At 63.7% G+C, this 26,240-nt stretch carries 25 protein-coding genes and 1 pseudogene; 17 read left to right on the top strand and 9 right to left on the bottom strand.

The features are described 5' to 3' along the window. Window positions 1–6 precede the first annotated feature (6 nt). The 9 genes from coxB (at window position 7) to ACP2YO_RS45145 (ending at window position 6,948) form a co-directional block, all read left to right on the top strand. Entirely contained in the window at window positions 7–846 is an 840-nt protein-coding gene (gene coxB, locus ACP2YO_RS45185; protein WP_426437587.1) for a cytochrome c oxidase subunit II, read from the top strand. 79 nt (window positions 847–925) lie between these two features. Then, complete coding sequence (gene ctaD / locus ACP2YO_RS45180; RefSeq protein ID WP_426437586.1) at window positions 926–2,554, top strand: cytochrome c oxidase subunit I; 1,629 nt, start codon at window positions 926–928, stop codon at window positions 2,552–2,554. Window positions 2,555–2,616: 62 nt separating this feature from the next. Next, on the top strand, window positions 2,617–3,555 hold the full coding sequence (locus ACP2YO_RS45175) for a heme o synthase (RefSeq protein WP_426437585.1): 939 nt from the start codon (window positions 2,617–2,619) through the stop codon (window positions 3,553–3,555). Between the two features lie 37 nt (window positions 3,556–3,592). Beyond that, on the top strand, window positions 3,593–3,757 hold the full coding sequence (locus ACP2YO_RS45170; RefSeq protein WP_426437584.1) for a CoxF protein: 165 nt from the start codon (window positions 3,593–3,595) through the stop codon (window positions 3,755–3,757). A 5-nt stretch (window positions 3,758–3,762) separates the two neighbouring features. Further along, window positions 3,763–4,401, top strand: coding sequence for a cytochrome c oxidase assembly protein (locus ACP2YO_RS45165; protein ID WP_426443474.1), 639 nt, complete (start codon window positions 3,763–3,765; stop codon window positions 4,399–4,401). A gap of 116 nt (window positions 4,402–4,517) precedes the next feature. Beyond that, window positions 4,518–5,414, top strand: coding sequence for a cytochrome c oxidase subunit 3 (locus tag ACP2YO_RS45160; protein WP_426437583.1), 897 nt, complete (start codon window positions 4,518–4,520; stop codon window positions 5,412–5,414). Window positions 5,415–5,483: 69 nt separating this feature from the next. Next, window positions 5,484–5,870 carry a DUF983 domain-containing protein gene (locus ACP2YO_RS45155; protein ID WP_426437582.1) on the top strand — a complete coding sequence of 129 codons (387 nt, stop codon included), beginning with the start codon at window positions 5,484–5,486 and terminating at the stop codon, window positions 5,868–5,870. Further along, a complete protein-coding gene (locus ACP2YO_RS45150) occupies window positions 5,867–6,628 on the top strand; it encodes an SURF1 family protein (RefSeq protein WP_426437581.1) in 762 nt (253 codons plus the stop codon). The genes ACP2YO_RS45155 and ACP2YO_RS45150 overlap by 4 nt, the downstream gene beginning before the upstream one ends. Before the next feature lie 116 nt (window positions 6,629–6,744). After that, window positions 6,745–6,948 (top strand): type II toxin-antitoxin system prevent-host-death family antitoxin, encoded by a 204-nt coding sequence (locus ACP2YO_RS45145; protein WP_426437580.1) that lies wholly within the window; start codon window positions 6,745–6,747, stop codon window positions 6,946–6,948. 117 nt (window positions 6,949–7,065) lie between these two features. Here the strand turns inward: ACP2YO_RS45145 and ACP2YO_RS45140 are convergent, their stop codons facing one another. Both ACP2YO_RS45140 and ACP2YO_RS45135 read right to left on the bottom strand, forming a co-directional pair. After that, window positions 7,066–7,968, bottom strand: coding sequence for an amino acid ABC transporter substrate-binding protein (locus tag ACP2YO_RS45140; protein ID WP_426437579.1), 903 nt, complete (start codon window positions 7,966–7,968; stop codon window positions 7,066–7,068). An 18-nt stretch (window positions 7,969–7,986) separates the two neighbouring features. Beyond that, window positions 7,987–9,309, bottom strand: coding sequence for an aspartate aminotransferase family protein (locus ACP2YO_RS45135; protein WP_426437578.1), 1,323 nt, complete (start codon window positions 9,307–9,309; stop codon window positions 7,987–7,989). Between the two features lie 238 nt (window positions 9,310–9,547). On the opposite strand from ACP2YO_RS45135, the gene gcvA reads away from it, so the two are divergent. After that, the gene (gene gcvA, locus ACP2YO_RS45130) at window positions 9,548–10,450 is read left to right on the top strand and encodes a transcriptional regulator GcvA (RefSeq protein ID WP_426437577.1); all 903 of its coding nucleotides are present in this window, start codon (window positions 9,548–9,550) and stop codon (window positions 10,448–10,450) included. 9 nt (window positions 10,451–10,459) lie between these two features. On the opposite strand, the gene ACP2YO_RS45125 is transcribed toward gcvA, so the two are convergent. Both ACP2YO_RS45125 and ACP2YO_RS45120 read right to left on the bottom strand, forming a co-directional pair. After that, the gene (locus ACP2YO_RS45125) at window positions 10,460–12,055 is read right to left on the bottom strand and encodes a DHA2 family efflux MFS transporter permease subunit (protein ID WP_426437576.1); all 1,596 of its coding nucleotides are present in this window, start codon (window positions 12,053–12,055) and stop codon (window positions 10,460–10,462) included. Further along, window positions 12,052–13,335 carry a biotin/lipoyl-binding protein gene (locus ACP2YO_RS45120; RefSeq protein ID WP_426437575.1) on the bottom strand — a complete coding sequence of 428 codons (1,284 nt, stop codon included), beginning with the start codon at window positions 13,333–13,335 and terminating at the stop codon, window positions 12,052–12,054. The genes ACP2YO_RS45125 and ACP2YO_RS45120 overlap by 4 nt, the downstream gene beginning before the upstream one ends. A gap of 206 nt (window positions 13,336–13,541) precedes the next feature. On the opposite strand from ACP2YO_RS45120, the gene ACP2YO_RS45115 reads away from it, so the two are divergent. Beyond that, entirely contained in the window at window positions 13,542–14,255 is a 714-nt protein-coding gene (locus tag ACP2YO_RS45115) for a TetR/AcrR family transcriptional regulator (protein ID WP_426437574.1), read from the top strand. A gap of 230 nt (window positions 14,256–14,485) precedes the next feature. Here the strand turns inward: ACP2YO_RS45115 and ACP2YO_RS45110 are convergent, their stop codons facing one another. Continuing rightward, complete coding sequence (locus ACP2YO_RS45110; protein ID WP_426437573.1) at window positions 14,486–15,337, bottom strand: SDR family NAD(P)-dependent oxidoreductase; 852 nt, start codon at window positions 15,335–15,337, stop codon at window positions 14,486–14,488. 156 nt (window positions 15,338–15,493) lie between these two features. Between ACP2YO_RS45110 and ACP2YO_RS45105 the strand changes: the two genes are divergently transcribed. After that, entirely contained in the window at window positions 15,494–15,877 is a 384-nt protein-coding gene (locus ACP2YO_RS45105) for a winged helix-turn-helix transcriptional regulator (RefSeq protein ID WP_426437572.1), read from the top strand. Between the two features lie 7 nt (window positions 15,878–15,884). Here the strand turns inward: ACP2YO_RS45105 and ACP2YO_RS45100 are convergent, their stop codons facing one another. Beyond that, entirely contained in the window at window positions 15,885–16,166 is a 282-nt protein-coding gene (locus ACP2YO_RS45100; protein ID WP_283039996.1) for a LexA family protein, read from the bottom strand. A 38-nt stretch (window positions 16,167–16,204) separates the two neighbouring features. On the opposite strand from ACP2YO_RS45100, the gene ACP2YO_RS45095 reads away from it, so the two are divergent. Next, a complete protein-coding gene (locus ACP2YO_RS45095) occupies window positions 16,205–17,338 on the top strand; it encodes an IS630 family transposase (RefSeq protein ID WP_426434275.1) in 1,134 nt (377 codons plus the stop codon). Window positions 17,339–17,384: 46 nt separating this feature from the next. Here the strand turns inward: ACP2YO_RS45095 and ACP2YO_RS45090 are convergent, their stop codons facing one another. The 3 genes and pseudogenes from ACP2YO_RS45090 to ACP2YO_RS45080 all read right to left on the bottom strand — a co-directional run bounded on the left by ACP2YO_RS45090 (window position 17,385) and on the right by ACP2YO_RS45080 (window position 21,600). Next, entirely contained in the window at window positions 17,385–18,359 is a 975-nt protein-coding gene (locus ACP2YO_RS45090; RefSeq protein ID WP_426437571.1) for a magnesium transporter CorA family protein, read from the bottom strand. Window positions 18,360–19,415: 1,056 nt separating this feature from the next. Continuing rightward, window positions 19,416–20,303 (bottom strand): annotated as a pseudogene (locus tag ACP2YO_RS45085) (IS110 family transposase); the annotation flags it as partial. A 256-nt stretch (window positions 20,304–20,559) separates the two neighbouring features. Then, entirely contained in the window at window positions 20,560–21,600 is a 1,041-nt protein-coding gene (locus tag ACP2YO_RS45080; RefSeq protein WP_426434766.1) for an IS110 family transposase, read from the bottom strand. 337 nt (window positions 21,601–21,937) lie between these two features. Here ACP2YO_RS45080 and thrC point away from each other — a divergent pair, with 337 nt between their 5' ends. The 4 genes from thrC to ACP2YO_RS45060 all read left to right on the top strand — a co-directional run bounded on the left by thrC (window position 21,938) and on the right by ACP2YO_RS45060 (window position 26,182). Then, on the top strand, window positions 21,938–23,356 hold the full coding sequence (gene thrC, locus ACP2YO_RS45075; RefSeq protein WP_426437570.1) for a threonine synthase: 1,419 nt from the start codon (window positions 21,938–21,940) through the stop codon (window positions 23,354–23,356). Then, window positions 23,353–24,642: a M16 family metallopeptidase gene (locus ACP2YO_RS45070; protein WP_426437569.1), complete on the top strand. Its 1,290-nt coding sequence runs from the start codon at window positions 23,353–23,355 to the stop codon at window positions 24,640–24,642. Before thrC ends, ACP2YO_RS45070 begins: the two co-directional genes overlap by 4 nt. A 150-nt stretch (window positions 24,643–24,792) precedes the next feature. Beyond that, window positions 24,793–25,380: a GNAT family N-acetyltransferase gene (locus tag ACP2YO_RS45065; protein ID WP_426437568.1), complete on the top strand. Its 588-nt coding sequence runs from the start codon at window positions 24,793–24,795 to the stop codon at window positions 25,378–25,380. Between the two features lie 127 nt (window positions 25,381–25,507). Continuing rightward, complete coding sequence (locus ACP2YO_RS45060; protein WP_426437567.1) at window positions 25,508–26,182, top strand: hypothetical protein; 675 nt, start codon at window positions 25,508–25,510, stop codon at window positions 26,180–26,182. The last annotated feature ends 58 nt before the right edge of the window (window positions 26,183–26,240 follow it).

Raw genomic sequence — 26,240 nt, 5'->3', positions numbered from 1 at the left:
GGCGGCATGAAGGTGTCGATTGGCCAAATTGGCCGTCAATTGCTGGGTTTTGCGGTGGCCGGGATGGCGCTTGCCGCCGGCGGGACCGCCTTCGCCGAGATGGGACAGCCGGCGCCTTGGGAGTACAAGCTGCAGGAGGGCGCGACCCCGGTGATGGAAAACATCATCTGGTTCCATAACTTCCTGTTTGTGCTGATCACCGTCATCACCCTGTTCGTGCTGGCGCTGCTCGTCATCGTGGTGGTGAAGTTCAATTCCAAGGCCAATCCGGTCCCCTCGCGGACCACCCACAACACCCTGATCGAGGTGGCCTGGACGCTGATCCCGGTTCTGATCCTGGTCGGCATCGCGGTGCCGTCGTTCCGTCTGCTGTTCCTCGAGCTCGACGTGCCGAAGCCGGACATCACGATCAAGGCCACCGGCAAGCAGTGGTATTGGTCCTACGCTTACCCTGACAACGGCAAGTTCGAATTCGATTCGCTGCTCGACAAGGACAAGCAGCCTCGCCTGCTCGGCGTCGACAACGAGATGGTGGTTCCGGTCAACAAGGTGGTGCGGATCCAGACCACCGGCGCCGACGTGATCCACTCCTTCGCAGTGCCGGCCTTCGGCATCAAGATCGACTCGATCCCGGGCCGCCTCAACGAAACCTGGTTCAAGGCCACCAAGACCGGCGTGTTCTACGGCCAGTGTTCGGAATTGTGCGGCAGGGACCACGCCTTCATGCCGATCGCGGTTCGGGTCGTCAGCGACCAGGAGTTCGCGACCTGGGTGGACGGCGCGAAGAAGAAATTTGCGACCAACCCGGCGAATTCCTATGCTTCGGCTGGTCAGGCGGCGGAGTAAGCTAAGGCTTACGGCGCAACTGGACTAAGGGCGACGGGACCGCGAGGTCCGAGAGGGACTGCAAGGCAGGATTTGGAACATGGCTACTGGCGCTGCGACACACGACGATCACGCCCAAGATCACGGACATGACGATCACGCCCATCATCCGACCGGATGGCGGCGTTACGTTTACTCCACGAACCACAAGGACATCGGTACGATGTACCTGATCTTTGCGGTGATCGCGGGCATCATCGGCGCCGCGATGTCGATCGCGATCCGCGCCGAACTGATGTATCCGGGCGTCCAGATCTTCCACAACACCCATACCTACAACGTGTTCGTGACGTCGCACGGCCTGATCATGATCTTCTTCATGGTGATGCCGGCGATGATCGGCGGTTTCGGCAACTGGATGGTGCCGCTGATGATCGGCGCGCCTGATATGGCGTTCCCGCGCATGAACAACATCTCGTTCTGGCTGCTGCCGGCCTCCTTCGCGCTGCTGCTGATCTCCACTTTCGTCGAGGGTGAGCCGGGCGCCAACGGTGTCGGGACGGGCTGGACCATGTACGCGCCGCTGTCGACCTCGGGCCATCCGGGACCGGCGGTCGATTTCGCCATCCTCTCGATCCATCTGGCCGGTGCCTCGTCGATCCTCGGCGCCATCAATTTCATCACCACGATCTTCAACATGCGCGCGCCGGGCATGACCCTGCACAAGATGCCGCTGTTCGTGTGGTCGATCCTGGTGACGGTGTTCCTGCTCTTGCTGTCGCTGCCGGTGCTCGCCGGTGCGATCACCATGCTGCTCACCGACCGCAATTTCGGCACCACCTTCTTTGCGGCCGAGGGCGGTGGCGATCCCGTGCTGTTCCAGCATCTGTTCTGGTTCTTCGGCCACCCCGAAGTGTACATCCTGATCCTGCCCGCCTTCGGCATGGTCAGCCAGATCGTCTCGACCTTCTCGAAGAAGCCGGTGTTCGGCTATCTCGGCATGGCCTACGCCATGGTCGCAATCGGCGGCATCGGCTTCGTGGTATGGGCGCACCATATGTACACGGTCGGCATGTCCAGCGCGACCCAGGCCTATTTCGTCGCCGCCACGATGGTGATCGCGGTGCCGACCGGCGTGAAGATCTTCTCCTGGATCGCCACGATGTGGGGCGGCTCGATCGAGTTCAAGACGCCGATGCTGTGGGCGATCGGCTTCATCTTCCTGTTCACGCTCGGCGGTGTCACCGGCGTGGTGCTGGCCAATGCCGGCGTCGATCGTGTGCTGCAGGATACCTATTACGTCGTGGCGCATTTCCACTACGTGCTGTCGCTCGGCGCCGTGTTCGGCATCTTCGCCGGCTGGTACTACTGGTTCCCGAAGATGACCGGCTACATGTACTCGGAGACCATCGGCAAGCTGCACTTCTGGTTCACCTTCATCGGTGTCAACCTGGTGTTCTTCCCGCAGCACTTCCTCGGCCTCTCCGGCATGCCGCGCCGCTACGTCGACTATCCGGATGCGTTCGCCGGCTGGAACCTGGTCTCGTCGTACGGCTCCTACATCTCCGGCTTCGGCGTCCTGATCTTCATCTACGGCGTGATCGATGCCTTCGTCCGCAAGGAGCAGGCTGCGAACAATCCGTGGGGTTCGGGTGCGACCACGCTGGAGTGGACGCTGACCTCGCCGCCGCCGTTCCACCAGTTCGAAGTACTGCCGCGCGTGCAGTAATTCCAGAAAACGCGCGGCGCACCCAAAGTGCGCCGCGCTTTTGAGAGAAGCGAGACCTGATCTTGTCCGTTGTCGATCACAACGCCATCGAGTTGCCCCGGATCTCCGAGGCCGAAGTGGGCGACTACATCGCGCTCCTGAAGCCGCGCGTGATGTCGCTGGTGATCTTCACCGCGCTGGTCGGCTTGATGATTGCGCCGGGTCACATCCATCCGGTGCTGGCCTTCACCTCGATCCTCTGCATCGCGGTCGGCGCCGGCGCCTCCGGCGCGCTCAACATGGCCTATGAGGGCGATGTCGACGCCCTGATGTCGCGTACCGCGAACCGGCCGATCCCGCGCGGCCGCATCACCCAGGCCGAAGCGGCCGCGTTCGGCATCACGCTCGCCTTCTTCTCGGTGATGACGCTCGGCATCCTCGTCAACTGGGTGGCGGGCGCGCTGCTCGCCTTCACGATCTTCTTCTATGCCGTGGTCTACACGATGTGGCTGAAGCGATGGACCGCGCAGAACATCGTGATCGGCGGCGCCGCCGGCGCGCTGCCGCCGGTGGTGGCGTGGGCGGCGGCCACCGGCTCGCTCTCGGTCGAACCGATCCTGCTGTTCCTGATCATCTTCTTCTGGACGCCGCCGCACTTCTGGGCGCTGGCGCTGTTCCGCAGCGACGACTACGCGCGCGCCGGCATCCCGATGCTGCCGGTTGTCGCCGGCCCCGACGCGACCCGGCTGCAGATCCTGCTCTACACCATCGTGCTGGTCGCGGTCGCGTTCGCACCGTGGCCACTCGGCTATTTCGATGCCATCTACGGCGTCACCTCGCTGGTGCTTGGCGCCGGCATGCTGTGGCTTGCGATCGACGTCTATCGCCGCCGCGAGGGCACGGCCGCCAATCGTGCCACCCGCAAGCTGTTTGCCTTCTCGATCCTTTATCTGTTCGCGTTGTTCGCCGTTCTCCTCGCCGAGGTCGTCGTCCGCGCAATTGCGCCCGCTATCATCGGGTAGGGGGCGCAAGGGGCGTATGGGGGCGCAAGGGTTATCAATGGACGAGAATCGCGAGCCAGAAGGAATCGTCCTCACCGCGGCGCAGCTCAAGAGCCGCCGCCAGCGCTCGATCGCCATTGCGCTCGCGCTCGGCGTCCTCGTCGTGCTGTTCTTTGCGGTCACCCTGGTCAAGGGGCCGGCCGTGCTGGTGCGGCCGCTATGAGTGAGATGGCGAACCGACCGACCCCGCAAGGTCCGCAAGCCGCGACGACCAAGCTGTCGCGGCGCGGGCTGACGCGCGATGCGCTGGTCGCCTCGATCTGCGGTTTTGTCGTGGTGCTGATGATCGGCGCGTCCTACGCCGCCGTGCCGTTCTACAACTGGTTCTGCCGCACCACCGGCTTCAACGGCACCACCCAGGTCGCGACCTCGGCGCCGACGGGCGCGCCGCTCGGGCGCACCGTCTCGGTCAGCTTCGATTCCAACGTCGCGCCAGGCCTGCCCTGGAAGTTCGAGCCGGAAGAGAACCAGATCGAGGTCAAGATCGGCCAGGTCGTCACGGTCTATTATACCGTAACCAACCAGTCGGCGCGGACCACCACCGGACAGGCCGCCTATAACGTCGCGCCGCTGACGGTCGGCGCCTATTTCCAGAAGATCAACTGCTTCTGCTTCACCGAACAGACCATGGCGCCCGGTGAAAAGCGCGAGATGGCTGTCGTGTTCTATGTCGATCAGGCGCTGGCCAGGGACAGCGAGAACGACACGCTGAAGAACATCACATTATCCTACACATTCTTCCCCGTGCGCGATCCCGCGCCGAAGCCCGTGGCGGCGGGCGAGGCGGATCAGCGCAAGGGCGGTTAGTGGCTGATACGGGCATGATCCGGAAAAGTGGGGTCCGGTTTTCCGAAGAGATCATGCTCAAGTAATGGAATTTTGAGACGATACGTGCCTGACGGCACGCGAATGGAGAGGCGGCAATGGCTGAGGCGCAAGTCAAGCATCACGACTATCATCTCGTCGACCCGAGCCCGTGGCCGGTGGTCGGCTCGATCTCGGCCTTCATCATGGCGGTCGGCGCGATCGGCTGGATGCATCATCTGTATTCGGCCGCGCCGTTCGTGTTCGGCGTCGGCACCATCGGCGTGCTGTACACGATGGCGAGTTGGTGGGGCGACGTGATCAAGGAAGCCCAGTACAAGGGCGACCACACCCGCGTCGTGCAGATCAGCCACCGCTACGGCATGATCCTGTTCATCGCCTCCGAGGTGATGTTCTTCGTCGCCTGGTTCTGGGCGTTCTTCAACTCGGCGCTGTTCCCGGCCGATGCGGTCCACGCCACCCGCGACGCGGTGTTCGGCTGCGGCGCCGGCACTGTAATGGGCGCCTGCAACGTGCCGGGCACCTGGCCGCCGCACGGCATCGAGACGTTCGACCCCTGGCATCTGCCGCTGCTCAATACCCTGCTGCTGTTGACCTCGGGCACGACGGTCACCTGGGCGCATCACGCGCTGCTCGAGAACGATCGCCAGGGCCTCAAGCAGGGCTTGATCCTGACCGTGATCCTCGGCGCCTGCTTCACCTGCGTGCAGGCCTATGAGTACGCCCATGCGACGTTCTCCTTCGCCGGCAACGTCTATGGCTCGACCTTCTTCATGGCGACCGGGTTCCACGGCTTCCACGTGCTGGTCGGCACCATCTTCCTGCTGGTCTGCCTGTTCCGCGCCTATGCCGGCCACTTCACGCCGAAGCAGCATCTCGGCTTCGAGTTCGCGGCCTGGTACTGGCACTTCGTCGACGTGGTCTGGCTGTTCCTGTTCATCTGCATTTACGTCTGGGGTCACGGCGCCGAAGCCATGGCCCACGGCGCGGGCTAACCGCCCGTTCGACGTGTTAGACAGGGGGGCGGCCGGACTGGCCGCCCCTTTTGCTTTCGAAGAGAACTGATGACAGAAACGCGACCCACCGTGACCGAGAGCGCCTTGCGCGGCATTGCCTGCAAGTGTCCGCGTTGCGGCAAGGGCAAGCTCTATTCCGGCTTCCTGACGCTGGCGCCGCGCTGCTCGAATTGCGGGCTCGACTACGCCTTCATCGATGCAGGCGACGGGCCGGCGGTCTTCGTCATCATGCTGGCCGGCGCGATCGTGGTCGCATCAGCGCTGATCGTCGAGGTGAAGTACCAGCCGCCGTTCTGGGTGCATGCCGCGCTGTGGCTGCCGCTGATCTTGGTGACCACGCTGTGGCCGTTGCGCGCGATGAAGTCGCTGTTGATTGCCCTGCAATTCCACCACAAGGCCTCGGAAGGCCAGTTGATCCGGCGCGACCCGACATGAGAGACACTGTAGCTCGCCGGCCCAGCACCGCCGGCTTCGGCGTCTTCACCCTGATCATGGTGGCGGCTTTTGTCGGCCTCGGCGTCTGGCAATTGCAGCGCCGGGTCGAGAAGCACGCGCTGATCGCGGCGCTGGACTCGCGGTTGGCGGCCACGCCGGATGCATTGCCGCAGCCGGCGGCATGGCCCACGCTGACCTCGGCGAAGGACGAATTCCGCCGCGTCACCTTTACCGCGACCTATGCCAAGCTGCCGGATGCGATGGTCTACAGCTCAGGCTCCGCGGTTCGCGCGGATGTCAGCGGTCCCGGCACCTGGGCGTTCCTGCCGGCGAAGCTTTCGAGCGGCGAGACCGTCGTGATCAATACCGGCTTTGTCCAGAACACGATGCAGGACCGTGGCTTTGAGGATCGCGTCGTTGGCCGTCTCGTCACCGGCGCGTCGTTCGCGCTCACCGGCTATATCCGTTTTCCTGAGTCCCCGGGCCGGCTGACGCCGTCGGAGGACGTGCCGAAGCGGCTATGGTTCGCGCGCGATCATCGCGCGATGGCGCAAGTGCTCGGCTGGGGTGAGGTGGCGCCGTTCTATATCGACCTGGAAGCGCCGCTGCCGGACAGCGGCACGCCGAAGCCCGGACCGCTCGAGGTGCACCTCAAGGACGATCACATGCAGTATGCGATCACCTGGTTCTCGCTGGCCGCCGCCGTCGTGATCGCCTTCGGCGTCTGGTGGCGCGGCCAGCGGCGCCAGGGGGCTTGAGGGGGAGACCGTCTCTACAGCCCTTCCGACGACTGCTGTATACTGGGGCAGCGGTGGAGCGCGGCCGATGACGGAATACTCGATTAGCGACCTTTCAAAAAAGCCGGGGGACATTATTGCAGGAAGCCCTGCGCCGGCCCGTGGCCATCACGCTAGGGAACGAGCCGCGTCTGGTGCTGCTCAGCATTGAGGATTACCGAAGGCTCGCAAACAGCGCCGATGGACGAACGGCAGACCGCCTCGAAAGAATGCCCGACGATTTGTTCGAAGACCTCAAGAAGGCGGTGAGTGCCTATGAGCAAGAGGGCGACGAGACGTGAGTCTCGACGAACAACGTTCCGGTTGCGGGGCGCTTTGCGATCGCCGGCGTAACAAAACGCTGCCGCGAAGATATCGGGTACTGTTACTTCAATCAAAATCGATGCGCCCGGCCGAATCTACGGCGTGAGCGCATCGCTGGGAGCAGCGACGCGGACCTTCATCGCATCGCTCATCGGCAGCTGCAGGTTCTGTCCCTTCGGCGGAATCGGCTGCTCGAACCATTTGGCGTAGAGCTTGTTGAACTCGCCCGATGCCATCGTTTCCTTGATCGTGGCATCGACCAGCGCCTTGAACTCCGGATCCTCCTTGCGCATCATCAGCCCGTAATAGGTCGGCGCGTAGGTCGCCGCCAGCATCCGGTAGGCCTTGGGATCGGGCGCGTTGGCGACCATTCCGGCAACCAGGATGTCGTCCTCGAACCAGGCCGCCGCGCGGCCGGTGCGCAGCATCAGGATCGACTCGGCGTGGTCCTTGGCCTGAACGATCATCACCTTCAGCTTCTGCTCTGCAATGATCTTCTGGACAACTCCGAAATTCAGCGAGCCTTGCGTGACGACGATGGTCTGCCCCTCGAGTGACTTCAGCTCGGTGACCGGCGAGGCGGCGGCGACCAGCCAGCGTGGCGATGCGACGTAGGTCGCAATCGAGAATGACACCTGCTTCTGCCGTTCGGCGGTGTTGGTCGTGCTGCCGCACTCGATGTCGACGGTGCCGTTCTGAAGCAGCGGAATGCGGTTGGAGGCATCCACTGCGACGGTGTCGATCGCGAGCTCCGGCCGCCGCAATGCGGATCGGACCTTGTCGGCCACCGCGGAGCATAGGTCGAGCGAAAGCCCGGTCGGCTTCTGATCCGCGCCGAGATAAGCGAACGGAATTGAGGCCTCGCGATAGCCGAAGGTGATCTTGCCGAGCTCCCTGATCTTTTCGAGGGTTGGACTCGCCGCCCGGCTCGCATGAACATCGAGCATTGCGAGCGACAGGACGGCGAGAGCGAATGTCGGAGAGCATTTGCGGATCAATTCAGCCTCCCTGTGCCGCTAGGCGGCGTTGTTTCGCGACAGCTCGTCGAGACTTTCCCTCAAGGACCGATCCAGGATTTCGACGGCCCGGTCGATTTCGGCAGTGGAGACGGTCAATGGCGGCGCGATCCGCCACACCGATCCGCGCTCGGGACGGCGGCGGATGTTCATGCTCAGGCCATGCTCGAAGCACTTTTGCGTCGTCAGTCCGCCGAGCTGGTGCGCCGCGCGGCGGCTGTTGCGATCGGTAACCAGTTCGACGCCGAGCAGGAGGCCCGCGCCCCTGATGTCGCCGATCTGCTCGTATTTCTGCTGCAGCCGCTCGAACTTGTCGCGCAGGTATGCGCCCATCACGTTCGCGCGTTCGACCAGCTTCTCCTCGGCGATCACCCCAAGCACCGCCAGTCCGACCTCCGCGAGCAGCGGATCGGAGACGTGGCTGGTGTAGTAGGTGAAATGATCGTCGTGGAGCTTGTTCTCGATCGTCTCGGTGGTCGACACGGCGGCGAGCGGCAGCCCGCCCCCCAGCGTCTTCGACATGGTCATGATGTCGGGGACGACGCCGAAATATTCGGATCCCGTTTTCTTGCCGATGCGCCCGAACGCGGTTTGCGCCTCGTCGAAGATCAACAGCATGCCGCGATCATGCGCGGCCTTGCGCAGCGCCTCCATGAACGCTCTCGGCGGCACCAGCACGCCGCCAGCGCTGATGATCGGTTCGGCGATAATGGCCGCCCCGCGTCCGCTCGACTGCATGTCGAACATCTTCAGCGCGAGATCGAGATTGGCGAGCGCGGATTCTTCGTCGCTGCCTTTGGTGATGTAGGGTCGATAGGCATTGGGTTCCGGAATCACGAAGACGCCGGGAGCCGGCACGCCGTAACCCTTGCGGTCGCTCGCCATCGACACCGAGGCCGCGCCGCCGGTGATGCCGTGCCATGAACCGCCGAGCACGAGGACTTCGTAGCCGCCGGTGTACATCTTGGCCATCCGCAGCGCGACTTCGGTGGCCTCCGATCCGGTGTTGATGAAGATCGAGCGCTTGAGATCGCCGGGCAGCCAGTCCCTGGCGAGAGTCTGGGCGAGCTCGGCGACGACCTCGGGGATCATGCCGCTGAACAGATGGAACGCCTTCTTGCCGGCGCGCTCTACTGCGTCGACGATGGCGGGATGGTTGTGACCGATGGTGGCGCACATCTGCCCCGACGTGAAATCGAGATATTCACGTCCATCGCTGTCCGTGACGATCGTTCCCTTCGCCGAGGTGAAGAGGTTCGGGAAGACGTCCCCGCCATATCTGACCAGGAATTCGTCGGCAGCGGCTTTCAGCGCTGAAGTCATGAGCTCTCCTCGGGCAGGCGGCATCGCGCGCTGTCGCGAACGGCAATGCGGCGCGGCAACGGTGAATACGTCGGGGGGGCGGTTTTGGGCAGGAATCGGTCGAGTATCGGTTGCGTCAGGGCTGTCGCGGTACGAGAATTGCCTGAGCTAACGGCGATATTCGTAACCAGCGGCCACCATGAGCGCCACATCAAAAAACTCAACAGCCGGTGAGGCCCAGTCAACTCACCGGCCGAGAATGCCGCCGCTCAAGGCGCTGCTGGCGTTCGAGGCGGCCTCGCGGCATGGCAGCTTCAGCCGTGCCGCCGAGGAGCTCGGGGTCACGCCGTCGGCCGTGAGCCACCACATCCAGAACCTCGAGGACTTCCTGGGCGTTCAGGTGTTCTCCCGGCATGCCGGCCGCGCCGTACTCACCAATGCTGGCCGCGTCTATGCCAGCGAGATCGAGCGCGCGTTCGGAACGATCGTGGGTGCGACCAGACTGGTGGCGCCGCAGTCCCAACGCGACCATCTGTTCATCGCCAGCGGACCGAGTTTTGCCGCCAAATGGCTGCAGCCGCGGATCGGCAATTTCATCGAGCAACACCCGGGGATCGGGATCAGGCTGTCGACGATCGCCGACTTGCGCGATCTCGAAACCATCCGCTTCGACCTCGCGCTTGCCTATGGGTGCCCGCCCGCCGGCAATGGCCGGCAGATTGAACCGCTGCTGGCGGAACGTTTGCGCCCCCTATGCAGTCCGCGACTGATCGAACAGCTCAAGCTGCGCGAGCCGGCCGATCTCGCCCGAGCCACCTTGATCCATTCCTCCAACGCCCTGACCTGGACCGATTATTTGCGAAAGGTCGCAGGCTCGGCCATCAAGGCACGTCACGAACTCTGGTTCGATCGGTCGACCATGGCGATCGACGCGGCGGTCGAAGGTCTAGGTGTGGTGCTGGAGAGCGAGCTTCTTGCCGCCGACGAGCTGAAGAAGGGCACGCTGGTCGCGCCGTTCGACCGTCTCAGCTTCGAGGTTGAGACGGTCACCTACTATCTGGTGCGGTCCGCTGAAGCCAAGGGCCGCAGTCATGTTGCGGCGTTCGAAGCCTGGCTGCGGAGGCAGATTGCCTCCGCAGATCTTCGCATGACTGCGACGTAAGCGCGACGTTCAATGGCCGACATGAACGGCGCCGCCGAGCTTGACCTTGCGCAGCGTCAGCGCGAGCGGCACGGCCGACAGCGAGATCAGCATCAGCACCCAGAACGCATCCATATAGCCGAGGAATGACGCCTGGTTTGCCACCTGCTGCCCGATCCACTGGATCGCCTGATCATGCGCCTGCGCCAGCGAGCTGCCGTGGCCGGCGAAGAAGGTCGTGATCTGCTGCAGCGTATCCTGATATTGCGGGCTCGACGGGATCACCTGCTCGACCAGCCGGTTCTGGTGGAACTGCTCGCGATGCGTCAGCACGTTGGAGACGACGGAGACGCCGATCGAGCCGCCGGTGTTGCGCGCCGCGTTGATCAGGGCGGAGGCCTGGTCGGTCTTGTCGGGCGGAATACCGTCATAGGACGCCGCCATGATCGGGACGAAGATCAGCGGCAGGCCGAGGCCGAGCAGCATGCGCGAGCGCGCCATGAACCAGAAGCCGAGATCGCTATAGACGTTGGTCATGCCGTACATCGAGAACGCGATGACCACCGCACCGGCGACGATCAGATATTTCGGCTGCACCTTGGCGGCGATGCGGCCGACGGCGAACATCATCACCATGGTGACCACGCCGCCAGGCGAGAGCACGAGACCGGCCCAGGTCGCGGTGTAGCCAAAATCCTGCTGCACCAGCTGCGGCAGGAACTGGGTGGTCGCGAGCAGGATGGCGCCGGTCGCCAGCATCACCAGGAAGCAGGCGCCGAATTGCCTGGACGCCACCATCCGCAGGTCGATCATCGGATTGCGGCGGGTCATCTCCCACGGGATCATCAGCACGAACGCCATGCCGCAGATCACGGCGAAGGTGACGATGAAGGGGGAGGCGAACCAGTCGTCCTCCAGGCCACGGTCGAGCATGACCTCGAGTGCGCCGAGAAAGGTCGCAACCAGCATGAAGCCGATGAAGTCGAACCCGATCTTCGGCTGTTGCGTTGCATCCTTCTTCGCGGGCTCGTGCAGCACGGCTGCGATCAGGGCGATCGCAAACACGCCGACCGGGGCATTGATCAGGAAGCACCAGTGCCAGGAAAGATTGTCGGACAGCCAGCCGCCAAGGGTCGGCCCGACCACGGGCGCCACCACCACGGCAACGCCGAACACCGCAAACGCCTGGCCGCGCTTGGCGGGCGGGAACGCATCGGCCAGGATCGACTGCGCGACCGGAACCATGCCGCCGCCGCCGAGGCCCTGCAAAATCCGGAACATCAACAGCGCGTTCAGACTGGAGGCAAAGCCGCACAGGATCGAGCTGACGGTGAAGATGCCAAGGCAGATCAGGAAGAACCTCTTGCGCCCCAGCATTCTGGCGAGAAAGCTCGAGGCGGTGAGGATGATGGCATTGGACACCAGATAGCTGGTGACCACCCAGGAGGCTTCGTCCTCGCTCACCCCCATGCCACCAGCGATGTAGGGCAGCGCCACATTGGCGATGGTGGTGTCAAGCACCTCCATGAAGCTCGCAAGCGCAACCACGATGGCGATCAGCCACGGGTTGGGGGCGGGGATGCTTGGAGCGGAAAAGCCTTTGGCGTCGATCGCGGCGGCGCTCATATCAACCTCCCCAAACGCTCGATCAGCGACGGCGAGGGATCGATCCGCACCGACGGCACCACCGACATGCCGGGGCCGAGCGCGACGTCGGTCGGCGGGTTGTCCATCACGATCTTGACCGGCACGCGCTGCACGATCTTGACGTAATTGCCGGTGGCATTCTGCGCCGGCAGCAGCGAGAACGCGGTGCCGGATCCGGGTTGAACGCTCTCGACATGGCCATTGATGACGCGTCCCGGATAGGCGTCGATCCTGAGAGTCACCCTCTCGCCGGGCCGCATCCGGTTGAGCTGGATCTCCTTGAAGTTCGCCGTCACCCAGATCTCGTCAGGCACGAACATGGTGAGGTTCGCGCCGGTTTGCGCGTACTGGCCGACGGCGGCCGAGAGGTTGGCGACACGGCCCGGCTGCGCGGCCGTCACCGTCGTATAGGACAGATTGAGTTGCGCCTGGTCCTGCTGGGCCTGGGCTTGCGCGAGGCTCGCAACCGCGCTCTTGCGTTGCGCCTTGAGCGATTCGAGCTGCCGCTGCGCCAGATTCAGGGTCGCCTTCGCGCTCAGCAGCGAGGCCTGCTGCTGATGCAGTTGCGAGGTGTACTGCTCGGAATTTTGCACCGTGCCGTAGCCGGTTTGCTCGAGGTGCTGGTAGCGCGTCGCCTGTTGCTGCGCGAACGTCAGCGCCGCGTCCGCTTGGTCGACCTGCGCCTGGTTGGCGGCAATCTGCGCCTGCTGCACATCGAGCTGGGCGTCGACATTCTGGATGCTGGCGCGCGCGGCCGCGACCTGGGCCTCGGCCTGCGCCAGCGCCACGCGGTAGTCGCGGTCGTCGAGACGGGCGATCACGTCGCCGGTGGCGACATGCTCGTTGTCGGTGACCGGAACGGCGGTGATGTATCCGGACACCTTGGGAGCGAGCGCGGACTGCCGGGCCGCGATGAAGGCGTCGTCGGTGGACTCGAAATGTTCGACATAGTCCATGTAGAGATAGCCGCCGCCGAGCGTGGCGGCGAGCAGCACAGCGCCGATGGCGGAGACGACGGGACGGCGGCGCAGGAAGCTTGCCTGGCGGCCTTTGCCGGTCGTCTGATGTTCAGCGGCTTCCGGCTGAACGGGCGAGGCAGGCTCTTTGCCAACCGGGCGTTGCTGCGGGGACGGAGCCCGCGCGGTGGGCCCCTGGCTATCGGATTTGAGGTTGGGCTGATCCGAGGGCGCAACAAACGGCGGGCTTTCAACGCCCTCGGGCCGCGATTCGCCCCGTTCCAAAACACTGTCTTCGAACATGATAGCTGCTCCTGCTGCAGGGCGAGGTCTACAGAAGGGCCTCGCATAAAGGAACGGTACCGTTCCGTTCTATTCGACAAATAACCCTGCTGAGCGTGCGCGTCAATAGGAACGAGACCGTACCGTTCTATTTACAACAAGACGTGATGTAGGTATATTAGGGTGCTCGGCCGGCCCGCCGGCAGGATGGAACCGGAGCAACCGATATGAACACCAGCGATTTGACGAAGACACCACCGTCGAAGCCCAGGCGCGCCAAAGTACGCTTCGGCCGCCCGCCAAAGGAGCTTGCCGGGGAGGTCGATACGCGCATCCTCGATGCGGCACGCACCGTCTTCCTGGAACGCGGGTTCGAAGGTGCCAGCATCGACGAGATCGCCGAGGTCGCTCGCTCCGGAAAACGTACGATCTATGCGCGCTTCCAGGACAAGCGAGCGCTGTTCAGCGAAGTGGTGACGCGGGACATTTTGCGCATCGCGGAGTTCAAGATCGAACTGCTGACCGGTGCAACTATCGAGGAGCGCCTTACGAGCGCGGCAGCCACCCTGCTGCACTGGACGTTCGACCCCGACCGGATCGGATTGATGCGGCTGGCGATCGCAGAAGCGCGCCGCTTCCCCGATCTGGCCGCCAGCGTCAATCGGAGAGCGCGTGAACTCGCCACCGAACTAGGGGTTCATCTGCTGCGCGACCTGACGCGGTCCAACGAACTTGGGTCGCTGCCAGCGTTCGCTCCCGAGCGCATTGCGACAACGGCGCGGTTCTTCCTTGATATCGTCGCCGTGCCCCTGCTGTTCAGAGCGCTGTTCGAGGTGAACCTCGCGGCGCTCGACCCGGAGATCGACGCGCATGTGGCGCACGGGGTTGTGTTCTTTCTTGCGGCCTGCCGGAACGGCGGTGTTGAGGCTCACAACCAATAAGCAACGCCGGCGCGACACCTCGACGCGATGTCACGCGCCTCAATCCGGCTCCGGCCGGTGACCGATTGTGCGCAGCATCGGGTCTAGCTACATTGGTGGGTTTCCGGGATTGGTTGATCGAAGAAGCCGGTCGGACCCAGCAAGTTCTCAACGCCGATGGTGAAGTAGTGTTTCAACTTCGGTGGTGACGCCATGCGGCGGTCTCGTCCGCCAAGCCGGTCCGGAATCCGTCAATTTCGAGTCGTGAGTGAGTAATGAAGCTCGGGCGGCCCGCCCATCGAGTAGCGGTGCGAGGGAGGGTGCGATCCGTCGATATCGGTAACGCCAAGCAAAGCTCCGAGCTCTGCGCCGATCAAGGCGCGTCCCGATAGCGTCATCCTTTGATCGGAGCCATAGAGCGCTGCAATCACTCTGCCGGTGAACTGCGGTGATTCACGCTTCACGGTCGGGTGTGCCTCTGGAGGCAGGGTTGCGAGATAGGCGCGAGCGCGCTCCGTATCGAGGCCGGCCATCCAGATGGAGACAGCAGCGACATTGTGAGGTCGCAGTTCCTTGGCCATGTCGGCCGCCATCTTGTCGGCCCCAGCCTTCTGCGCGCCGTACACCGGACCGTGATGGTAGCATACTGCGCCATAGTGCCCGGTATTGACGATCAGACCCGCGCCGCTGGCGATCAGCAGCGGCGCGGCGTGATAGCTCGCGACGAAATGGGAACGCAAACCAACGTTGATGAGCTCCACGGCTTCCAATGGCCTTTCCCAGAAGCCGCCGGATGCTGTCGTTGCGATCAGGGCCGCAGCGTTGTTGACCAGGATATCAAGTCGTCCGTGCGCGTTCCGGATCCCGTCGAACAGTGCGGAGATCGCATGGTCGTCAGTATGATCGACGGCAACCGCAACACCCTTCCCGCCAGCTTGAGTCACGAGTTCCGCCGTCTCCGCGACCGTGCCGCCGTAGGGCGAGTCGGTCGCTGCGACGCTTCGGCCTGTGACGTAGACGGTCATTCCGGCCTGACCGAGCGCAATCGCTATTCCTTTTCCGGCTCCGCGGCTCGCGCCTGTCACAACGGCTATCGTCTTCATGCTCTCGTCCTCAATCCGATCTGACTTTGGAGGATGGAGCCTCGGTAGGCTCCCATGGGCGATGCTGCATGAGCCAGTCAGCAGATGTGACCCGAGCCAAATATGGGATTATCTATGTCGAACGCGCAAGAACGCCTAACGACAGGACGTAGTCACATGGATAGGACTGCCTCGAAGGACCGAATTCTGAGAGACAGCCGCAACGTCGGAAGGGTGCTTGGGCGCCTCGGCGACAAATGGAGTGTGCTCGTCATCGTACTTCTGGGCGGTGGGGTCCACCGCTTCAACGAGATCAAACGGAGCATCGAGGGCGTCTCGCAGCAGATGCTGACAAGAACACTGCGAGGGCTCGAACGTGACGGCATTGTCAAACGGAAAATACTTCCGGCCAGTCCCCCTCAGGTTGAATATGCGCTGACAAGTCTTGGTGGTTCTCTAAGCAAGCCGGTGCTTGCCCTCGGGCAATGGGCGTGTGAGCACATCGAAGAGGTTGACGAAGCACAGAAGCTGTTCGACGAGCGACAGCGGCAGGCCGACTAGTGGTTCATCACAGTGATTTTGACGTTTTGATACCGAGCCATTCGAGGATCGGCAAGTTTTCGGGTGGCAGGAGAATCTCGATGCTTCGGGGAACGCCGGGCTGACGGCGAATGAAACCGTTTCGTTCGAGGGTGACGATCATTTGGTGGACTGACGGCGGGCTGACGCGGAAATGGCGCTGAATGTCGGCTTCGGCGGGCGGCTGTCCGAACATGTACGAATAGGTATGGATGAAAGCGAGGTAGTGACCCTGCTTCTCGGTTAAGCGCGCGCCTGATTTTTGACTCATGGATCGATTCGTCCCGGCCTCCGACAAGGAGGCAAAGCATGAATGTACGTTATCGGGTCGAATTGAGCCAAGCCGAGCGCGACGAACTGACGGCGATGCTCGGCGGCGGCAAGCACGCCGCCCGCAAGCTCAAGCGGGCGCAGATTTTGCTGGCGGCCGATAGGGGCCGCAGCGACGAGGAGATTGCCCGGACCGTGAGTGTCAGCCTTTCCACCGTCAGCCGGACCAAGCGCCGCTTCGTGGAAGGCAATCTGGAGCGGGCCTTGAGTGAGGAGCCGCGTCCGGGCGCAGAGCGCAAGCTGACCGGAAAGGAGGAGGCCCTGCTGGTGGCGACGGCATGCGCCAAGCCGCCTGCCGGCCGCAAACGCTGGACGCTGACGCTGCTGGCCGACACGATGGTCAAGCTCACCGATCACGACAGCCTGTCGGGCGAGACCGTGCGTCGCCGGCTGGCCGAGAACGACCTCAAACCATGGCGCAGGGACATGTGGTGCATTCCCCATGTCGACGGCGAATACGTCGCCCGCATGGAGGACGTGCTCGATCTCTACGCCGAGACGCCGGATCCCGCCCGGCCGCTGGTCTGCTTCGACGAGACCCCCGTCCAGCTGATCGGCGAGGTGCGCCAGCCGGTCCCGGCCCAACCGGGACAGCGCGAGCGCTACGATTACGAGTATCGCCGCAACGGCACCGTCAATCTCTTCGTCACCTTCGATCCGTATCGGGGCTGGCGCAACGTCAAGCTCACCGACCGCCGCGCCGCCGTGGACTACGCCCACTGCATGCGTGAGCTCGTCGACGTCCATTATCCCGACGCCGCCTGCATCCGTGTCGTGCAGGACAATTTGTCGATCCATAAGCCTGGGGCGCTGTATGAGGCCTTCGCGCCCGCCGAGGCCCGACGCATCCTGTGCCGCCTCGAATTCCACTACACCCCGAAGCACGCCAGTTGGCTCAACATGGTTGAGTGCGAGATCAGCGTGCTTCAGCGCCAGTGTCTCGGCCGCCGCATCGACGACCCCAAAAGGCTCCGAAATGAGATCACAGCATGGCAACGGCGGCGAAATAAAACCCGAGCCCGAATCAAATGGATGTTCACAACCGACAAAGCCCGCGCCAAACTCGGCCGCGCCTATCCAGCCACCGCCAAAGAGTCAAAATCACTGTGGTAGACCACTAGCACCCGGGAGAAGCTGGAGCGCCCAGGTGTCCACGACCCTAATCGAACCAGCCGCGCCGCCTGAACCAGAGTAACGGCAGGATTCCGCTGGCGATGATCGCCGCGCAAGCCAGCGGATAGCCGAGTGTCCAGTTCAGCTCCGGCATGTTCTTGAAATTCATGCCCCAGACCCCGACCAGAATGGTTGGAGGAACACCGACGACGGAGACGATCGTCAGGATCTTGAAGAGGTCGTTCTGCTGGATGTTGATGAATCCCAGAACGGCGTCCAGCAGCAACTGGATCTTGTCCGAGAGACGGGATTCATAGTCGCTGAGCGAGACGACATCCTTGGAGACGGCTTCAAGACGCCGCTTCGACGCGGGCGTGATCCATTCATTGCCGACGTCGTCGGCGAAACTTGCGATGCGGCCGACGCCGAGCAGGACGTCGCGCGCCTTTGCCAGCCGATCGGCCAATTCGCCGACGCTCTCCAACGCCTCACGCAATTTACGGCTGGAGCGCACGGGGCGCCGGGTTCGCACCAGGCCGCCCTTGAAGACGCCTCTCGACAGCTCATCAGCCTTGGCACCGAGGTGTTCCAGCACGTCGGCGCCACGATCGACCATGGCCTCGAGCAATGCGGTAAACACGCACATGCCGTTTTTCAGGCTGTCGTCCGAACCGACCCGTTTCATGACGGTGTCGAAGGCCGGCAATGCTGCAAACCGTACCGTCACCAGCACGCGCGGGCCGATGACGAAACCGACATTGGTGATCTCGGCCTCGTCGTTGGCATCGAGCCGCACCGCCGGCGAGCTCAGATAGAGCCGATCATGTTCGGCGATCAGGCGGCTGGATGCCTCGATCTCGCCCAATGATCCTTCGGCCGGGACGCGTATATTGAGCCGGCTCTCGACGAACTGCTTTTCGTCCGCGGAAGGATCGAGGAGATCCAGCCAGATAATCTCCGGCGGCAACTCCGCGCCGATGCTGTGCCAGTCATGGGTCGCCCACCTGTACAAATTCAGCACGCATCGAACTCCATGCACGGGGTATCCTGGCCCACGACAATAGCGAGGCGCGGAGGGCGGTTCCATCTCTTGTCATTCCGGAACGGCGACGGGGTGGAGGGTCGCCCCATGCCACTGATTTGCCCGACGTGACAAGCCCTCGCAGCAAAAATATTTCGTTTTATCAGAAGCGCAATTCAGTGTATAGATTTGCCCGTCTCACCCGATTGAGGGGCGCTTCGCGGTCGTCACGAACGCGCGGTGGGATGCGGTGGACGCCGATGTCATGATTGACGATCGTGGCAGATAGCGGACGGCGAAGTCGTGCAGGCCTGACGCCCTAGTGGCAGGTGTCCTGTCACAAGAGACTGACGTCTCTTGCTGACGGCGGTGACAAGCAAGCCCAGTCTCACCGGGGAGAGCACGTATAAGCCGTAACCCATCGCGCAGGGAAAGCCGGGTTGTTTCCGGTTACACCTGTGGTCCTACCCCGGTGCTTTCTGTTGCACCGGCCCATGGGTGCAATCGGCACCCGGCTTTCCCTGCGCCCTCTGCATGATAAGAGGGCGGAACGAAATGCAAGACTCGGGCAAATCATGTCGCGAGAACGCGAAGCTGCATCCCCATCCACTGTGTCATCGCCCGGCCTTGTGCGCAATTGCGCACTGGGACCGGGCGACCCAGTACGCCGCAGCCTATCAGCTCAATCGCAACTGTCTCTGGAATACTGGATCACCGCATGCGCGGGTGATGACACCGCGATGGTGGATAGCGAATCGAGAACCATCCCCAACGTCGTCCTGGCGAAGGCCAGGACCCATATGTGGACGGCCCCCGTGGCACAAGAGCTTTTTGAGCGGATCGGATCGCTTGCATCCATATGTCCGGCCTTTTGAGTGCGATCGGATGGATCGCTGGCCAAGATGGTTTGCGCGATGCGAGTTCCAAACAACCACGCGGCCTGTTGACGGCCGATGGGTCCCACGGACTGTCTCGCATCGTTGCTCGATCGATCGCTCCATCTGCTCCTGCAGCTCCGGGTCGGCTGACGAGCGAGCCCGCCAGCCGGCCAATCTGTTAGACGGCGACTGCCGCGGTGGCATTGATCCGTGCGGCGTCATAACTCTCGCCGGTCGCCATCAGCTTCCAGGCGATGCGGGCCACCTTGTTGGCGAGCGCCACGGCGGCAAGCTTCGGTGGCTTGCGCTTGATCAGGGCCAGCAGCCAGCGCGAGTGATGGCCGCGCCCGCGTCTGGCCTGCTGGATGACCGCCGTTGCCCCGATCACCAGCAGGCGGCGCAGGTCCTCGTCGCCCGCCCGCGTGATCCTGCCAAGCCTGGTTTTGCCGGCGGTGGAGTGATCCTGGGGGGTGAGGCCGAGCCAGGCTGCGAAGTGACGGCCGGAGCGGAAAGCATGGGGATCGGGTGTCTTCATCACGAGCGTCGTTGCAACGATCGGCCCGACAGAAGGGATCTGCGCCAGACGCCGGCCCACGGCGTCGGAGCGGTGCCAGGCCATCAATCTGGCTTCGATCTCCTGCAGCTCGCCCACGAGTCTGGTGTAGTCGCGGCCCAGCACCGTAAACAGCTCGCGTGCCAGGGCAGGAAGCGTCTCGTCCTGCGCAATCCGCGCCAGCAGCGGCTCGATCTTGTCGGTCCCTTGGGCCCCGATCAGGCCAAACTCCGCCGCATGGCCGCGGATCATATTGCCGAGCTGGGTGCGCCGGGCGATCAATCCAGCGCGGACACCCGTCAGCATCAGCGCGGCCTGCTGCTCGACCGTCTTGACCGGCACGAACCGCATGCTCGGCCGGCTCATCGCTTCACACAGCGCCTCCGCATCCCGACCGTCGTTCTTGTTCCGCGACACATAGGGCTTCACCAATTGCGGCGCCATCAACTTCACCTCGTGGCCCAGCTTGCGAAGCTCCCGTGCCCAATGGTGCGAGGCCCCGCAGGCCTCCATATGTGGACGGCCCCCGTGGCACAAGAGCTTTTTGAGCGGATCGGATCGCTTGCATCCATATGTCCGGCCTTTTGAGTGCGATCGGATGGATCGCTGGCCAAGATGGTTTGCGCGATGCGAGTTCCAAACAACCACGCGGCCTGTTGACGGCCGATGGGTCCTACGGACTGTCTCGCATCGTTGCTCGATCGATCGCTCCATCTGCTCCTGCAGCTCCGGGTCGGCTGACGAGCGAGCCCGCCAGCCGGCCAATCTGTTAGACGGCGACTGCCGCGGTGGCATTGATCCGTGCGGCGTCATAACTCTCGCCGGTCGCCATCAGCTTCCAGGCGATGCGGGCCACCTTGTTGGCGAGCGCCACGGCGGCAAGCTTCGGTGGCTTGCGCTTGATCAGGGCCAGCAGCCAGCGCGAGTGATGGCCGCGCCCGCGTCTGGCCTGCTGGATGACCGCCGTTGCCCCGATCACCAGCAGGCGGCGCAGGTCCTCGTCGCCCGCCCGCGTGATCCTGCCAAGCCTGGTTTTGCCGGCGGTGGAGTGATCCTGGGGGGTGAGGCCGAGCCAGGCTGCGAAGTGACGGCCGGAGCGGAAAGCATGGGGATCGGGTGTCTTCATCACGAGCGTCGTTGCAACGATCGGCCCGACAGAAGGGATCTGCGCCAGACGCCGGCCCACGGCGTCGGAGCGGTGCCAGGCCATCAATCTGGCTTCGATCTCCTGCAGCTCGCCCACGAGTCTGGTGTAGTCGCGGCCCAGCACCGTAAACAGCTCGCGTGCCAGGGCAGGAAGCGTCTCGTCCTGCGCAATCCGCGCCAGCAGCGGCTCGATCTTGTCGGTCCCTTGGGCCCCGATCAGGCCAAACTCCGCCGCATGGCCGCGGATCATATTGCCGAGCTGGGTGCGCCGGGCGATCAATCCAGCGCGGACACCCGTCAGCATCAGCGCGGCCTGCTGCTCGACCGTCTTGACCGGCACGAACCGCATGCTCGGCCGGCTCATCGCTTCACACAGCGCCTCCGCATCCCGACCGTCGTTCTTGTTCCGCGACACATAGGGCTTCACCAATTGCGGCGCCATCAACTTCACCTCGTGGCCCAGCTTGCGAAGCTCCCGTGCCCAATGGTGCGAGGCCCCGCAGGCCTCCATCCCGATCACGGTCGGCGGCAACTTGGCGAAGAACTCCAGCACCTGCTTGCGCGCAAGCTTCTTGCGCAACACAGGCTGTTCCGCCGCATCAACCCCATGCAGCACAAAAATATACTTCGACGTATCCATTCCAATGCGGATAATCTCTCTCACGGACGGCTCCCTTGTCTGAGATTTGCAACAACCTCATTCTGGCACACTGATGCCGTAGGGGGCCGTCCACACCATCAACCACAAATGCCGGTTGTGACATGACGCTGGGGCCGCGATCGTTCTGCCAACAAACCGCGGTGGTTATGGCTCCTGGCTTTCGCCAGGACGACAATCGGATGGAGCAGCGCGCCAACTCATCACCCCCGAGACGCAATCGTTCGGGCTACCCTTTGCCGGCCTGATCTTCTATGGTGCCCCATCGGTTCGCATCATGCGAACACGATAATTCCAATCTATCAAAGGCTTAAGGCTGGGATCGAAGCCTTTGGAGGACCGTTTGACGCGCTATATTTCGACCAGGGGCGAAGCTCCTGCATTGGGCTTCTGCGATGTGATGCTGACCGGGCTTGCCCGTGACGGCGGGCTCTACGTGCCCGAGACCTGGCCGCAGCTTTCGCCGGAGACCATCGCCTCGCTCTTCGGCCGGCCCTATTGGGAGGTCGCGGTCGAGATCATCCGCCCGTTTGCCGCCGGCGAGATATCCGACGCCGATCTCGGGCGCATGGCGAACGAGGCCTATGCCGCCTTCCGCCATCCGGCGGTGGTGCCGCTCGACCAGATCGGGCCGAATCAATTCCTGCTCGAGCTGTTTCATGGGCCGACGCTGGCGTTCAAGGACGTCGCGATGCAGTTGATCTCGCGGCTGATGGATCATGTGCTGGCCAAGCGGGCGCAGCGCACCACCATCGTGGTCGCGACATCGGGCGACACCGGCGGTGCCGCGGTCGATGCGTTCGCAGGCCTCGACAATGTCGATCTCGTCGTGCTGTTCCCGAACGGGCGCATCTCCGACGTGCAGCGTCGCATGATGACGACGACGGGCGCCGCCAATGTGCACGCGCTGGCGATCGAGGGCACGTTCGACGATTGCCAGGCGATCGTGAAGGCGATGTTCAACCATCATAGCTTCCGCGATGCCGTCGCGCTGTCGGGCGTCAACTCGATCAACTGGGCGCGCATCGTGGCCCAGGTGGTCTACTACTTCACCTCGGCGGTCGCGCTCGGCTCACCGCAGCGGACGGTCGATTTCACCGTGCCGACCGGCAATTTCGGCGATATCTTTGCCGGCTATGTGGCCAAGCGCATGGGGCTGCCGATCCGGCGCTTGCGGATTGCCGCCAACGTCAACGACATCCTGCCGCGCACGCTGAAGACCGGAATCTACGAGGTGCGCGAGGTTCACGCCACGGCCTCGCCGTCGATGGACATCCAGGTGTCGTCGAATTTCGAGCGGCTGTTGTTCGAGGCTGGAGGCCGCGACGCCGGCGGCGTCCGGCGCCTGATGGATTCGCTCAAGCAATCCGGCCGCTTCGTGCTGCCGGATGCGACGCTCGCTGCGGTGCGCCGTGATTTCGACGCCGGCCGCGCCGACGAGACCGAAACGGCGGCCGCGATCCGCGCCGCCTGGCGCGAGGCCGGCGACCTTGTCGATCCCCATACCGCGGTGGCGCTTGCAGTCGCCGACCGCGACACCTCCGACTCGAAAACCCCCAACATCGTGCTATCGACCGCGCATGCGGCGAAATTCCCGGACGCGGTCGAAGCCGCCTGCGGCGTGCGTCCGCATCTGCCGGCCTGGCTTGACGGTCTGATGACCAAATCCGAACATATGACTGTGATGAAGAACGACGCTGCGGAGGTCGAACGATTCGTGCTCTCGGTCAGCCGTGCCGCCAAGCAAGGAGTTGCCGGATGAGCGTTGAAGTCACCAAGCTCGCGAGCGGTCTCACTGTCGTCACCGACACCATGCCGCATCTGGAAACCGCGGCGCTCGGCGTCTGGGCCGGCGTCGGCGGCCGCGACGAGAAGCCGAACGAGCACGGCATCTCGCATCTTCTGGAACACATGGCATTCAAGGGCACCAAGCGGCGCTCCTCGCGCGAGATCGTTGAGGAGATCGAGGCGGTCGGCGGCGACCTCAATGCCGGCACCTCGACCGAGACCACGGCCTATTACGCGCGGGTGATGAAGGCGGACGTGCCGCTGGCGCTCGACGTGCTCTCCGATATCCTCGCCAATCCGTCCTTCGTGCCCGATGAGCTGGAGCGCGAGAAGGGCGTGATCGTGCAGGAGATCGGCGCGGCGCAGGATACGCCCGACGACGTCGTGTTCGAGCATCTCAACGAGCTCTGCTATCCGGACCAGCCGATGGGCCGCTCGCTGCTCGGGACCGCCAAGACGCTGAAGAGTTTTACCCGCGACATGCTGAGCGGCTATCTGTCGACGCATTACCGCGGGCCGGACATGGTGGTCGCCGCCGCCGGCGCGGTCGATCACAAGCGCATCGTCGAGGAGGTCACCGAGCGGTTTGCAAGCTTCGAGGCGACGCCGGCGCCGAAGCCGCAAGTCGCGATGTTCGGCAAGGGCGGCTCCCGGGTGGTGCATCGCGAGCTCGAGCAGGCGCATCTGACGCTGGCGCTCGAAGGCTTGCCGCAGAACGACCTCGCGCTGTTCTCGCTGCAAGTGTTCACCAATACGCTCGGCGGGGGGATGTCGTCGCGGCTGTTCCAGGAAGTGCGCGAGAAGCGCGGGCTCTGCTACTCGATCTACACCTTCCACGCCCCCTACAGCGACACCGGCTTCTTCGGCCTCTACACCGGGACCGATCCCGCCGACGCGCCGGAAATGATGGAGGTTATCGTCGACGTCATCACCGATGCCGTGGAAACCCTGACCGAAGCCGAGGTGGCACGGGCCAAGGCGCAGATGAAGGCCGGCCTCCTGATGGCGCTGGAAAGCTGCTCATCCCGGGCCGAACAATTGGCACGCCATGTGCTAGCCTATGGCAGGCCGCAGACGGTGGAAGAGCTGGTGGCGCGGATCGACGCGGTCAGCGTCGAATCGAGCCGCAACGCCGCTCGCGCCTTGTTGTCGCGCAGCCGCCCGGCCGTCGTCGCCCTCGGCAGCGGCAGGGGTCTGGACACGGCGGTATCTTTTGCGGAAGGATTGACGAAGTCGAAGGCAAAGACGTTGCTGCATTAAGATTCACCTCGCCCCGCGTTTGCGGGAAGAGGTCGAAGCCGAAGGCTTCGGGTGAGGGGCCCTATCCGCAAATCGAATCTGCGGAGATGCCCCTCACCCCAACCCTCTCCCCGCAAGGGCGGGGCGAGGGGGTACGGGGAGTGTCGGGCCATGGCCCTGTTTCGATTGCCATCCAGCGGACCGGCCGCGCTGATGCCGCGCGGCCATGGGCTGCTGCTGCGCGCGCCGCAAATGTCGGATTTTCCACAGTGGGCGCAATTGCGGGAATTCAGCCGCGCCTATCTCACGCCATGGGAGCCGATTTGGCCGTCCGACGACCTGACCCGCGCCGGCTTCCGCCGCCGGCTGCGCCGGTATTCCGAGGACATCGCGGCCGACCGCTCCTATCCGTTCGTCGTTTTCCGCGAATCGGACGGGGTGATGATCGGCGGCATCACGCTGGCCAATGTCCGCCGCGGCATCGTGCAGGCGGGCACCATCGGCTATTGGGTCGGTCAGCCCCATGCCCATCGCGGCTACATGACGACGGCGCTGCGGGTGCTGCTGCCCTCGCTGTTCGGCGAACTTAATCTGCATCGCATCGAGGCGGCCTGCATCCCCTCCAACGCCCCGTCGATCCGGGTGCTGGAGAAATGCGGCTTCAGCCGCGAGGGGCTCGCGCGGCGCTATCTCTGCATCAACGGCATCTGGCAGGACCATTTGCTGTTCGGCCTCCTACATGAGGATTTCCGCGGTTGATCGCCGTTGTTGCGTTTGAATCGTCGGCTTGTTCGTCGCCATTATTCGTCGCCTTGGGTTCGCCGCCATTGCCCTGCTATAAGGCGCGCGGAACAGGGAACTTCGGTTGGAGGTTTGAGGATATCGCATGGGTGACAGACGAGTGATCAGGATCGCGATGATGGCGGCCGCGTCGATCAGTCTCGGCGCCGCCCTGATGCCTTCGGCCGGCGTGGCGCAGTCCCTGAGCGACCGCTTCAAGAGCCTGTTTGGCGGCGGTTCGTCCGACACCGCCAAGCCGGCCGCGCCTGCGGGGCCAAAGCAGCTCGACGACGCCGACGCCGAACTGACCTGTCCGCCGGTGCAGATCCGCGCCGGCGCCTCCACCTATTCGGTGGCCGTGGCCGGTAAGGAGGCGGTCGGCAACGACGTCAAGTTCCTGGCGTCGATCACCAAGACCGCGCGGCAATGCACCCTCAACAACGGCGAAATCACCGCCAAGATCGGGATCCAGGGGCGGGTGATCGTGGGCCCGTCGGGCGCGCCGCCGACGATTCAGGTGCCGCTTCGCGTCGCCGTGGTGCTCGGCGGCGTGGGGGAGAAAACGATCGCGACCAAGGCCTATCAGACCACGGTCCAGATCGACGAGAGCGGCAGCGTGCCGTTCAGCCTGGTCGCCGAAGACATCGTCTATCCGGCACCGACGGCCGCGGACAACGACAATTATGTTTTCTACATCGGCTTCGACCCGCAGGCCATCAAGCCCGAACCCAAGCCGCGCGCGCCGAAGAAAAAGTCGTCAAAGGCCGGCGCAACCGAGTGATGCCGGCGCACTGGGCGCCAACAAAAAAGCCGGCGCGATCGTCTCGGGCCGGCTTTGT

The organism is Bradyrhizobium genosp. P (assembly GCF_049949265.1).
Lineage (GTDB): Bacteria > Pseudomonadota > Alphaproteobacteria > Rhizobiales > Xanthobacteraceae > Bradyrhizobium.
This window is presented reverse-complemented; position numbering and strand designations above follow the sequence as displayed.